Raw genomic sequence first — 11,105 nt, 5'->3', positions numbered from 1 at the left:
TTGTAATTGACGGTGAAGGTTCAAAGGTTATTTGCAAAGACTAATTTGAAAATTCCAGTTTGCATATTTCTAAAAAAGATGTATGATATAAAAAAAGCTCAGGAGGTTCAAATGAAATCACATAAATACTGGTCTATCGGTACGCTGGTTTCCATGATCGGAACTTGCTACACTGGCTACAAGGATATGAAATCAGCTCATAAATATTTTGCGTTCAGTTCACTGGTCTGTATGGCTATGGCCATTTACTCAGGTCATAAAATGATTCCTGGCAAATCCAGAAAAAAGAAAGAAACTGCAGCTGAAGAATCTGCGGAATAATAAGGGGAATAGGGGAGTATTCCATTATATATGAGCCTGGTGGAAAGGGGAAATTCCATCAGGCTCTTTCAGATATATTCTTCTGTTTCTGGAAAAGATAGCTTATATCGTTTGTTTGCAGACTGCGGCACTACGATTTCCCAAAAATAATATCCCAGATACCGGAGAGCTACTTTTTTCTTCCCGTAAAAACTTGCCCGGCTCATCCCCAGTTCAAGCATAATTTCCATATCTGTCATTTTTCTGTGTCTGCAGAAGCAGCCATAAAGCACATCATAATATTCTGTTCCAAAATTCGGTGTAAAATATTTTACCAGTGTCATTGCCCGGTTGACCATATCACAAAGTCCATAGATTAGAATGATATTGTTTACTTCTTTTTTCAGTTTTCCTAAATTCATGCGGTAATCATAGGCATCCATATACTGAAGGGCATAGGCCATATTCTCATTGATCTTTTCCTGACACTCCTGCTCTAATTCATCCAGAACCATCTGATTTTCCAAAATCAAATCCTGATAATTGTTCATCAGTGCTTTCATCTTTTCATAGTACAGATCCATTCTCTCTTCTGTATGTCGTGCTGCATTTAAGGTTACTTCTTTAAACGATCTGATCGCATAATCTCTCTCTGTCATTATCAAAATCTCCTTTTCGTATTGAATCGTCTTTCTCTGACGTTCTACACTCCCATCCCTGTGATTTTGACGGAAGCTCAATAAGAATTATTCTTGAGCAGAGCCACATCTGCATGGACAATATAGTGGGTATATTGTTTCATGCACATAGATGTAATGCCCTTATATGTCAACCTGAAAAGAGCAAAAGGGAAAGGTCAGCTCTTCTGCAGATCCTGTTTTCTTTCTTAAATCTTTACGCACTCTTGCGCTCCATAAACCACTTATCAAATTCATAATATAAATGGCATTCCTTACCATCTACCAATACCGTATACATGATTCCAGTACCACCTGCCTTACGACTCGCACATCGTTCTTTTGATTTTACTTTATCAATGATGTACTTCGTTCCATCTTCCCAGATAAATTCTACGGGCATCATAACACCATCAGTACTAAATTTTACGGTTACTTCAACATATACTTTATAATTTTCCAAAGAACTTACCTCCCATTAAAATATCCTACTGGATGTACCGTGTGGGATTTCTGTGCATCCAAACTTGATAAGACTTTATCCTGATACATAAATGCTCTCTGGACACTGTGATAACCAAACCGTCGTCTGATTTCATCTACTGTTTATATCTATCTTCTCCTAAATATTTTTCTAGTCATTGCAATATAAAATTGCTTATACAGTCTCTTCCTTAAGAGTCCTGGTATTCTGGATAATATACAGAGCGACCGATATGACCATCATTGTAGCGCACAAACCAATCAACAGATCTGATACCATCGGTGTAATGTGGAACCATATAATATGCACCGCTGCAGTTCCATATAATAAAAAGGTTACTATCTTTCCATGCCAGTCTGCACCATGTACTTTTCCTGTCTTTCGTATCACAAGACATCCACTGACTACCATATACAGCTCCTTACCTGCCATTATTACGATTAAAAGAAGCACATGCGGAAAACGAGTAAACAGACAGATTAACATCGCTGCCTGTGTCAGCTTATCAGCCACCGGATCAAGTATTTTTCCTAAATTACTAATCCTATGGAATCTTCTTGCGATATATCCATCAGCAAGATCCGTAAGACCAGACAGCAATAAGATTTCACCAGCTAACAGAGGATTTTTCTTTACACAATAACTCCATATAATTACCGGAATCAGACAAAGCCGAAAAAAAGAAAGAAGATTAGGAACCGTAATAATTCTATTCAAATTTTCTTCCTGATTCACTTCACTCTGCATGTACGGTCATCTCACTTTCCTTTTTTTTAGACATAAACCAATAAAATATAACACAAAATGCTAAAGCAAACACAACACCAAAAACATTTTGAATCACTCTAAGACTAACCGCTCCTTGTAGTCCATAAGTCTCTGCAGCAATGGCTAAAGCACCAAATGTGTTAAATACTGCCTGCCAGCCATATTGTGCTGAAAATCCTACACCGATTCCACCAAGAATTCCTATATATGCATAGATTGACGAAGGAAGCAGAAAATATAATACTGTAAAACATATAACACCTGCAATATTTCCGACAATCCTTTTACGGACTCTGTAGTGCATATCTTCCATAAACGGCAAAATCGCGGACATGGCCGCAATACCAGCCCACATTGCACGTGGCATATTACAAAGTTCTGCAATGCAAAGGACAATCGGTACGCATAAAATCTGACATATCTGCCATTTTGTTCTGGAAGAAGTGATATCAAATTCTTGTATCAGATCTTTCAGATTTCTTTTATAAGTTCTGTTTTTATGATTTCGATAAAATACGAAGCAGGTAAGTGCTGCACCTAAAGCCATTCCGACTAATCGCATCTGATAGCTTTTTCCCGTAACATCATAACCATATAGCAGCAGATACCCAAGAACCAATGTAGATTGATTAAACATGAATGGATTATGGCATCCGAACAGAATCAACACAGCCAGTGCCGCAATATTTAATAGCATTCCCAATACCGGTGAAAACTGATTTGCCAAATGCGGACATACAGTCATAATTACAAAGAACAAAGCCAAAAGCATCGTAGATTGTCCGGTGTGGATCCCCAGATCCGCATTTCTAAACACCATGAGACATAATAAGACTACTACACCTACAATGCTGTTCTCATTTCCAAATAGGATGCTGAAAATACTAACAAAGAAAAAACAAAATGCCAATGTAACAGCTATCTTCACCAGATATACCCACATATGATATAATTTTTCTTTTAGTGTTTCACTCTTTTTCAACAGGTTTTTAGAACCTGCCTGATTTAACTGCAGCTCCTGATAAAATGTCATATAAATCCTCCCATCTTCTAATTTATCTTAAAACTATATAATCTCATCTTTCTGCTTTGGCAGCTCTATAACAAATCTGCATCCACCATATTCACGGTTTTCTGCTTTGATTGTTCCTCCGGCACTATCTACAATCCGTTTTACAAGTGCAAGACCTAGGCCATTTCCTTCTGCTTTATGAGATCCATCTACCTGATAGAACTTGTCAAATATTCTGGATTTTACATCATCCTCTATTCCTGGTCCTTCATCTTCCAGAATGAACTTAACAGAATCCTGTTCTTGTTTCAGAAACATCGTAATTGTCCCCTTTGAAGGGCTGAACTTAATCGCATTATCCAAAAGATTTATCCAGATATGCATAAAAAGTCCTTCATTCCCAGTATATTTAACTTCCTCCAATTCTACCTGAAAACCAATTTCTTTTTCTGTCCATTTTGTTTCCAATGAAAGAAATGCCTGGCGGATCTGTTCATCCAGACGATATTCTGTTTTTTTCATTGGTATATTCTGATTCTCTAACTTGGATAACAGCAAAATATTACCAACCAATCCGGAAAGTCTTTGGGTGTTAAATAAGATTTTTTCTACATATTCCTCTTGATCCGGAGACAGTTCTTCTCCCTGAAGCAGCATTGTATATCCTTCAATGGCATTAATCGGGGTCTTAAACTCATGAGAAACATTAGATACAAAATCCATCTGCAGCACCTCTGTTGCACGAAGTTCTTTTGTCATAACGTTAAAACTTTGATAAGATTCTCCAACTTCTGCTATACGGCTGTTCGTTTCCAAATGCTGTTCAAAATCTCCCTGAGAAACTTCCTTCATTGCTTTACTAAGTCTGGTAATTGGTTCCAGTAACTTTGCATTGATAAAGGAAGTGATCAGCCCTGCAATCAATGTATTGAAAATCAAAAGCCAGCCAAGCACAGGTATGCTGCCCGGCAGATTAAAAAAATGATTCAAAAAAGCAAATAATAAAGCAGATATGACTGTTGAAAATACAAGTGCCAGCCAGATTGCACCAGTCAGACAGGATCGGATCCGCAATCCTTTTTTTTTCTTTTGTTCCATTATTTTTTCACCACCTTGTATCCAATTCCACGCATTGTTACGATTTCAAAATCCGGGTTATCTTTAAAACGCTCTCTGAGTCTTCCTATATGTACCTCTATTGTATGTGGGTCTGCCTCCGTCTCGTATCCCCATACTTCATCCATCAACTGTTGTTTTGTAAATGTTCTGCCTGGCGAAGCTGCAAGCTTATATAAAAGCAGGAATTGTTTTTTAGGTAAAACAAGACTTTCCTTATCAGTTGTAACCGTCATTGCATCATAATCAAACTCTGTTGAACCGATCACAATTTTGTGTTCATTCAATATCTGTGCACGGCGAAGCAGTGCTCCGACTCTTAAAACCATTTCATTCACATTTACCGGTTTTACCATATAATCATCGCTTCCCGAAAAAAATCCCTGACGCATATCATCAAAGGAACCTTTCGCAGTGATCATAAGCACTGGTATCTGATATCCTGCTGAACGAAGTTCTGACACCAGTTCATAGCCATCCATAACCGGCATCATAATATCAGAAATGATCAGATCAATATATTCCTTATCCAATACTTCTAATGCCTCTGCTCCATCCGATGCACTTTTGACTTGATATCCATTCTTCTCAAGCACTTTTTGGAATAGCTGGCTTAATTCTTTATCATCTTCTACAATCAATATTTGAAACACGTTTTCCTTCCTCCTTATTAAAACAGATACCTTGCCCATCCAAGCAGATGCTGTACCAAAAATATTTTTCTCTGACGTTTCTTTGTTAATTCGATTGGCTCTACATGATATGGATCATTATAAGTTCCGCCTTCTAATATCTGGCGGGACACTTTTTCATATTCCATCATGCCCTCTTCCAACTGTTTATTAATATCTTTACTGCGAATTACAAGCATCAGTTCCGTATCCAGATATGCACTTCTCATGTCCATATTAAAGGAACCGATTACAGACAGATCATCGTCAATCAGAATACTTTTTCCGTGGTATGAATAACCGCCTTCATATTCCCAGATATTAATTCCTGTACTTAAGATTCTATTTCTGTTTTTCGCATAATCGGCAGCCCCAAATGGATTCCCATTATTCGCAACTGAATTTGTCATGATAGAAAAATCTGAAACGTTCTCTGCAATCTCCTCCCATGTATTATACATCATATCATTACAGATAATATATGGCGTGTGGATCTTCACACGATTTTTTGCATTTTTCATCAATTCTCCCAACTGATACCACACTACTGGTTCTTTGGAACCTGTGTGAATAGGATTTGACACTAATGCAATCTTTTCTGTCTCAAAAGTTTCGTCCGTGTAATCGGTATCGCAGATTCTTTCCTTATTCTCTTCAAAATATTTCTGATAGCCGTTCTGCAGCTCTAAAACTGCGTTCTTTACAGATTTTCTATTTGCCAGTTTTTTATTGTCATGAAAATAACCACTGTCTTCTTGTTCCCATATCGTTTCAAAATACTCTAACAACTGGTTAACTGAATTTTCTTTCTCAGGTTCATCGCAAACCACTAACACGTCTCTGTCATAGTTCTTATGTCCCGGAAAATCACCCAGGAAATAATTGTATGTATTTCTTCCCCCAAGAATATATCTCTTTCCATCTGCAATCAAATATTTATCATGCATTCTACCCATCATCTTCCATGGTTTCAACGGATTGGCCTTATTATATAGTTTAATTTCAACATTCTCATGAGAAGATAATCCATAGAAATACGGATTTCCTTCCATATCAATCCAGCTCTCCATTCCATCTACTAACAGACGAATATGTACACCTCTGTCTGCCGCATCATGCAGTGCTCCTAAAATCAATTTTCCACTTTCATCGGATTGAAATGCAAAAGTAGAAAGAATAATTTCCTTTTTTGCATTCTTGATCAAACGCACTCTTTGTAAAAGCGCTTCTGGATTCTTTTCTATGATTACTGCCCGTTCTGTATTTTCACTGCATTCGTTCCATGACCCATTTTTTGTTTCTTTTTTGGTTGTATTGGACACTTCCGGCTGCTTTTTATATGCAACGCAGGTTCCGAGCAATTCATAAAAAGCCACACATAAAAAAATTGCCAGTATAACAAGAAGGATTTTACATATTTTATGCTTTTTCATTGTACATCACCTGATTCCTTTTTATTTCATACTTATACAATACAAAGTCAATCTCAATTTAACCTCAACAAGGTTTGTTTTTTTCATCTATGCAAAATCTTCTTTGTACAACAGACTGTTAGATATAGCAAAAACGGCCTTTCAAAAACAGTTAACTTCTAAATCAACTGTTTTTTGAAAGGTCGTTTCATCAGATTCTTATAGCAATCCAGCAAATAATCTCATAAATAATTGTCCCAGTCGCAAATATGCACTTCGTCCGGTTTGATATTGTTCTGTCACATCACGACATTCTCCCATCGTTCTTATCAGATCATTTTTTATTTCCACAACTGCCTGACAATCTGCCATAAAACAGCCGTTTTCAAAATGGTGATATAAACTTCGATAATCCAGATTAATTGTTCCACAAGTTGCCATACAGTCATCTGCCACACTCATTTTTGCATGACAGAAACCAGGAGTCCACTCATAAACACGAACACCATGTTTAACTAATCCATGATAAAAAGAACGAGTTATATTATAAATGAATTTTTTATCAGGGATACCAGGTGTGATAATTCTTACGTCTACCCCTCGCTTAGCAGCCAGACATAACGCATGCGTCATTTCATCTGTTATGATTAGATATGGAGTCATAAACCAACAATATTTTTCAGCTTTATTTATCATACTGATATAAACTTCTTCTCCTACTTGCTCATTATCCATAGGGCTGTCTGCATAAGGTTGAACAAACCCAGTTTGCTGTGCCGCATAATCATAGTGGAAAAGGTATTTACTAAAATCAGAATCATTAGCATCCTTATCACTTACTGCATTCCACATTTCCAAAAATGTCACCGTAAGCGACTGAACAGCATCTCCTTCTAAACGAATACCTGTATCTTTCCACTGTCCATACGGGTGTGTGTAATTAAAATATTCGTTTGCTAGATTATATCCACCTGTAAATCCGACTTTTCCATCAATAACTGTTATTTTTCTATGATCACGATTGTTCAAGAACAAATTTAAACCTGGTACAAACGGATTGAATACACGGCAATGAATTCCTACGCACTCCATTTTTTTTACAAAATCAGTATTAATAAATCCTATAGAACCCATATCATCATAAAATATGCGTACTTCCACTCCAACTTTTACTCGTTCTTCCAGAATCTTTTGGATCTTATGCCACGCCTCTGCATCTTCTATAGCATGATACTCCATGAAGATAAACTTCTGTGCCTTTGCAAGATCTTCAAGCTGGGTCTCTAATCCCTTTACTGCTTCATCGAAATACATCACATCCGTATTCTGATAGATTGGATACTGCGAATTTCTTTGTATATAACTTGCAATATTTCCTGCCTTCGGAATCGTTTCGTTTATTCTGCTTAAACACTCCTGATTATCGGAAAGCATTGGTAACAATTTGCTATCAATTTCTGCATATCGCTCACGCATTTTATGTGTGCCACCATTCAAACCAATCAATAAATATAGGCCTACACCCATAATTGGGAAAATTAAAATTAATATAACCCAAGGCATTTTCATGGAAGATGTCTTATCTGATGCATACAATCTCAAAACTAAAATTCCACTTAAAATCCTTGTAAATAGATTTATGATTTCTGCATATTCATTTAAGCGTGTTACAATAGTAATAATAAAAACTACTTCTAGAAGAATGCAGATTATGGAAAAACACAATCGTTTTACTCCGTTTTTTGTTTTTGCTTTGCCCTCTAAAGTATCTTGTTTCATATATATTCCACCTTCCTACTTGCTCAGTTTTCTCCCTAAATTTCGTGGAACATACCAATTTTGTCTTTTATTCTCTGCATTTCATTATCTGCTTCAATGATAGCTCTTGCAGAATGAAGTAATTCTTCACTTATCTCATCATAGCCAGGCATTTCTTCAATTCCTTTTTTATAGCGAAGTTGATGTTCCAATGTTGCCCAGAAATCCATACCATTGGTTCGAATCTGTAATTCTACACGCATAGGTGTTTTACCCTTAGCAAAAAATACTGGTATTTCAACAATCATATGATAGCTTCGATAACCATTCGATTTTGGATTTTTTATATAATCTTTTATTTCAATAACTTTAATATCATCCTGTTGGGTAATCAAATCTGATATCATATAAATATCGTCAATAAACGCACAAACTATTCGAACGCCTGCTACATCATTGAGATATGTCTGTATATTTTCTGTTGTAAATTCATATCCCATCTTCTGTAGTTTATCGTAAATACTATTGGGCTGCTTAATTCTTGTTTTTATAAAAGAAATAGGATTTCGATTGTTCTCAACTGAAAATTCATCATCCAAAACCTCAAGTTTAGTTTGTATCTCCCGAATAGCACAACGATACATCATCATTAAATTATAAAATTTTGTAGCATTATTTAAAAACTGTAGTGATTCCGGACTGTTCATCCTGAGTTTTTTTACTTCATCTTTTGTCATGGAACTTTCCTTTCTACCTCATCCCTGATTTCAAAACATTATTTATTTTGATAGTTGATTCGTTCTCCTTGAATTACTGGATAACAAATCATTTTATCACTATCCAGATTTTCTACATGCATATCTACTGCACTGATCTGATGGTTTTCATAAGTATTGTAATAATAAATACCTTTTGTAACATTACAACACGACGTATACAATGTGATTTCATATTTTCCATCCGCTACTTCGCAACATCCTCGTTGCTGATCCACAGATCCGAGAATGTGGAAGAATTGGCTAACGCTTTCTTCCTCTGATTCACCTGAAATTGCATTTACCTTTGTAAAAGCTACACGTACAAAGCGTGAGGAAGATGAGAGATCTCCCGGAAGACCTAATCCTCCCATACCTCTACTATATGCATCAAGAGCCAAATTTTCGCAGAAAGTATTTCTGGGCTGTTTAGGAGATAAATACATATAATTATTTAGTTGAAACATCTGCTGTGGAAATGGCGGATTATTCGTAAGCACTCCTACTGGATTGTCATAAATATGCAAACCATCTGACATAGATTCTACCGTAATTGACTCATTCTCATCAGAAATGATCCAGTGTAATTGTGCTAATGGTAATTGCTCGCTGAAAGGAGTATTAACAATATTAATTCGTTCAAGAAGCTCGCGAACTTCAACTAAAGAAGAACACTGACTTAAAATCCACGGAATAAATTCAAACTGTGCAATATTTTCCACATCTGGCTTAATCGCGGCATAAACAGCATTTCCGACAAAATTCAGTCCTGCCATTGCCACTCCTTTTTCATTCATAGCATCATAATACAAAGGACAATCCTCAGCAACATGAGCCATTCCAATAATTGCATAATGATTTTTCATATCGCCAACATGGCGAAAATTAAACGCATAATTACGTGGTGTAATTACTATCTGATCACCATAAGAGAATTCATAATCGAGGGTTCGTCCAAAGTAAAAATCTTTTGTTTTATAAGTTGCTGCTGTACACATGATCGTTTATCCTCCTAAATAGATTGAAATATGTCAATGAGCTTTTTCTTGAACAATATTATAGCACAATTCTTTTATTTTGTTCCAACTTCATACATGATCATAACATGTAAACTTTAAACTATTTTCCTAGATTATTTCTCCATCAGTTTTTCAAACCAGGTATCCATAGCTAGGATGAATTGACCTACGTCTGGCAATTCTTGCAGCATTTCGTTTAGGGTTTTGTGCTTCACATATTTCTGCACATACACCCAACAGGCAACGCTACTGGCTTCTGATACAATGTCAGCTATGGTTTTGCGCATAAGCTCTTCAAATTCAGCAATTTCTTCTTTTGGGACAACATCATACAGTGTTGGTGCCCGATGACTTAATTTTACGCCATTTTCATTTGCATCTTTAAGCAAATTCTTAACTTTTTCTCTTGAATTCTCCGGTACTTTCATGTACTCCCACATAAATGCTACCACATCGGACGGTGTGTCTTTTTTTAGTGGTGGTAACTGAATATAATCATTGTTTTTGCTCATTTTCATATCCTCCTCACGATATAATAAAATCAATAATACGTTCTCTTGTCATGTCCAGTACAGTATCTACGAACACTCCTGCAAACAGGATCAGATACAGAATTACACTCAGCGAAAACAGAAACGCAACCTGTACCAAGTCATGGTAACAGTATGCAGTTGCTATAATCAACAAAGTGAATATAAAACCAAGGATTCCCCTTACAACCGCATAAGTCTGTACTGTCATCTTCACTGCCAGGCCGATCACAAAAAGGATCAGCCATACCGGCAGTAATAATATCTTTCCAGCAAGTTTTAAAATAAACATGTGTACCTCCTATCTTACCAGTCCTAGCATATCATGGTTCACCTCTGCCTGATAATACCCGTTCATCGTTGACGGTGCATTAAACAGGGCTGCTAATAAATATTTCTTAATGTTCTTCACCTTTGTGGTGTTACCACGGATGCTCTTTGAACGGTCGAAGACGCTCAATCTCAATTTCTATGATTCTTTCTTCATTTTCTCCTGATTGCCTGTTTGGTTCAGTCATCTTGACTCCTTTCCTCCAGGATTCAGGAAATAAAAAATGCCTGCCTGGAACTTTTATAGATAGTAAAGTTCCAAACAGACATTGC

The 11,105-nt window shown here is 36.5% G+C and carries 13 protein-coding genes and 2 pseudogenes; 1 reads left to right on the top strand and 14 read right to left on the bottom strand.

What is annotated here, in order from left to right:
- Positions 1 to 111: 111 nt before the first annotated feature.
- Entirely contained in the window at positions 112 to 321 is a 210-nt protein-coding gene (locus tag LI112_RS17175; RefSeq protein ID WP_227191152.1) for a DUF6219 family protein, read from the top strand.
- 68 nt (positions 322 to 389) lie between these two features.
- Here LI112_RS17175 and LI112_RS17170 read toward each other — a convergent pair whose 3' ends face one another.
- From LI112_RS17170 to LI112_RS17105, 14 genes and pseudogenes are all read right to left on the bottom strand, one after another.
- The gene (locus LI112_RS17170) at positions 390 to 959 is read right to left on the bottom strand and encodes a hypothetical protein (protein ID WP_227191151.1); all 570 of its coding nucleotides are present in this window, start codon (positions 957 to 959) and stop codon (positions 390 to 392) included.
- Between the two features lie 235 nt (positions 960 to 1,194).
- Positions 1,195 to 1,440 carry a hypothetical protein gene (locus LI112_RS17165; RefSeq protein ID WP_044924549.1) on the bottom strand — a complete coding sequence of 82 codons (246 nt, stop codon included), beginning with the start codon at positions 1,438 to 1,440 and terminating at the stop codon, positions 1,195 to 1,197.
- A gap of 5 nt (positions 1,441 to 1,445) precedes the next feature.
- Positions 1,446 to 1,580 (bottom strand): annotated as a pseudogene (locus tag LI112_RS18575) (DNA polymerase IV); the annotation flags it as partial.
- A gap of 55 nt (positions 1,581 to 1,635) precedes the next feature.
- Positions 1,636 to 2,208 (bottom strand): CDP-alcohol phosphatidyltransferase family protein, encoded by a 573-nt coding sequence (locus tag LI112_RS17155; protein ID WP_227191150.1) that lies wholly within the window; start codon positions 2,206 to 2,208, stop codon positions 1,636 to 1,638.
- The gene (locus LI112_RS17150; RefSeq protein ID WP_055066635.1) at positions 2,198 to 3,262 is read right to left on the bottom strand and encodes an FUSC family protein; all 1,065 of its coding nucleotides are present in this window, start codon (positions 3,260 to 3,262) and stop codon (positions 2,198 to 2,200) included. Before LI112_RS17150 ends, LI112_RS17155 begins: the two co-directional genes overlap by 11 nt.
- Before the next feature lie 33 nt (positions 3,263 to 3,295).
- Entirely contained in the window at positions 3,296 to 4,339 is a 1,044-nt protein-coding gene (locus LI112_RS17145; protein ID WP_005421561.1) for a HAMP domain-containing sensor histidine kinase, read from the bottom strand.
- Complete coding sequence (locus LI112_RS17140) at positions 4,339 to 5,049, bottom strand: response regulator transcription factor (RefSeq protein WP_227191149.1); 711 nt, start codon at positions 5,047 to 5,049, stop codon at positions 4,339 to 4,341. Before LI112_RS17140 ends, LI112_RS17145 begins: the two co-directional genes overlap by 1 nt.
- Positions 5,028 to 6,461 carry a phospholipase D family protein gene (locus tag LI112_RS17135; protein ID WP_227191148.1) on the bottom strand — a complete coding sequence of 478 codons (1,434 nt, stop codon included), beginning with the start codon at positions 6,459 to 6,461 and terminating at the stop codon, positions 5,028 to 5,030. The genes LI112_RS17140 and LI112_RS17135 overlap by 22 nt, the downstream gene beginning before the upstream one ends.
- 198 nt (positions 6,462 to 6,659) lie before the next feature.
- Positions 6,660 to 8,219 carry a cardiolipin synthase gene (cls, locus tag LI112_RS17130; protein WP_227191147.1) on the bottom strand — a complete coding sequence of 520 codons (1,560 nt, stop codon included), beginning with the start codon at positions 8,217 to 8,219 and terminating at the stop codon, positions 6,660 to 6,662.
- A gap of 35 nt (positions 8,220 to 8,254) precedes the next feature.
- A complete protein-coding gene (locus tag LI112_RS17125) occupies positions 8,255 to 8,935 on the bottom strand; it encodes a GTP pyrophosphokinase family protein (protein ID WP_005360232.1) in 681 nt (226 codons plus the stop codon).
- Positions 8,936 to 8,973: 38 nt separating this feature from the next.
- Positions 8,974 to 9,951: a choloylglycine hydrolase gene (gene bsh, locus LI112_RS17120; protein ID WP_173904365.1), complete on the bottom strand. Its 978-nt coding sequence runs from the start codon at positions 9,949 to 9,951 to the stop codon at positions 8,974 to 8,976.
- Positions 9,952 to 10,085: 134 nt separating this feature from the next.
- Positions 10,086 to 10,490 carry a hypothetical protein gene (locus LI112_RS17115; RefSeq protein ID WP_227191146.1) on the bottom strand — a complete coding sequence of 135 codons (405 nt, stop codon included), beginning with the start codon at positions 10,488 to 10,490 and terminating at the stop codon, positions 10,086 to 10,088.
- A gap of 7 nt (positions 10,491 to 10,497) precedes the next feature.
- Positions 10,498 to 10,794: a hypothetical protein gene (locus LI112_RS17110; protein ID WP_173904363.1), complete on the bottom strand. Its 297-nt coding sequence runs from the start codon at positions 10,792 to 10,794 to the stop codon at positions 10,498 to 10,500.
- A gap of 9 nt (positions 10,795 to 10,803) precedes the next feature.
- Positions 10,804 to 10,935 (bottom strand): annotated as a pseudogene (locus LI112_RS17105) (DUF6017 domain-containing protein); the annotation flags it as partial.
- Positions 10,936 to 11,105 lie beyond the last annotated feature (170 nt).

This window comes from Blautia sp. 210820-DFI.6.14 (assembly GCF_020558815.1).
GTDB classification, from domain to species: Bacteria; Bacillota; Clostridia; order Lachnospirales; family Lachnospiraceae; genus Blautia_A; species Blautia_A obeum.
Note: the sequence above shows the minus strand (reverse complement) of the source record. Positions and strands in the feature narration are given on the sequence as shown.

Excerpts from the sequence above, each read along its gene's own strand:
- LI112_RS17175 (WP_227191152.1), top strand. The coding sequence starts at position 112 with ATGAAATCACATAAATACTGGTCTATCGGTACGCTGGTTTCCATGATC.
- LI112_RS17170 (WP_227191151.1), bottom strand. The coding sequence starts at position 959 with ATGACAGAGAGAGATTATGCGATCAGATCGTTTAAAGAAGTAACCTTA.
- LI112_RS17155 (WP_227191150.1), bottom strand. The coding sequence starts at position 2,208 with ATGCAGAGTGAAGTGAATCAGGAAGAAAATTTGAATAGAATTATTACG.
- LI112_RS17150 (WP_055066635.1), bottom strand. The coding sequence starts at position 3,262 with ATGACATTTTATCAGGAGCTGCAGTTAAATCAGGCAGGTTCTAAAAAC.
- LI112_RS17145 (WP_005421561.1), bottom strand. The coding sequence starts at position 4,339 with ATGGAACAAAAGAAAAAAAAAGGATTGCGGATCCGATCCTGTCTGACT.
- LI112_RS17140 (WP_227191149.1), bottom strand. The coding sequence starts at position 5,049 with ATGGGCAAGGTATCTGTTTTAATAAGGAGGAAGGAAAACGTGTTTCAA.
- LI112_RS17135 (WP_227191148.1), bottom strand. The coding sequence starts at position 6,461 with ATGAAAAAGCATAAAATATGTAAAATCCTTCTTGTTATACTGGCAATT.
- cls (WP_227191147.1), bottom strand. The coding sequence starts at position 8,219 with ATGAAACAAGATACTTTAGAGGGCAAAGCAAAAACAAAAAACGGAGTA.
- LI112_RS17125 (WP_005360232.1), bottom strand. The coding sequence starts at position 8,935 with ATGACAAAAGATGAAGTAAAAAAACTCAGGATGAACAGTCCGGAATCA.
- bsh (WP_173904365.1), bottom strand. The coding sequence starts at position 9,951 with ATGTGTACAGCAGCAACTTATAAAACAAAAGATTTTTACTTTGGACGA.
- LI112_RS17115 (WP_227191146.1), bottom strand. The coding sequence starts at position 10,490 with ATGAAAATGAGCAAAAACAATGATTATATTCAGTTACCACCACTAAAA.
- LI112_RS17110 (WP_173904363.1), bottom strand. The coding sequence starts at position 10,794 with ATGTTTATTTTAAAACTTGCTGGAAAGATATTATTACTGCCGGTATGG.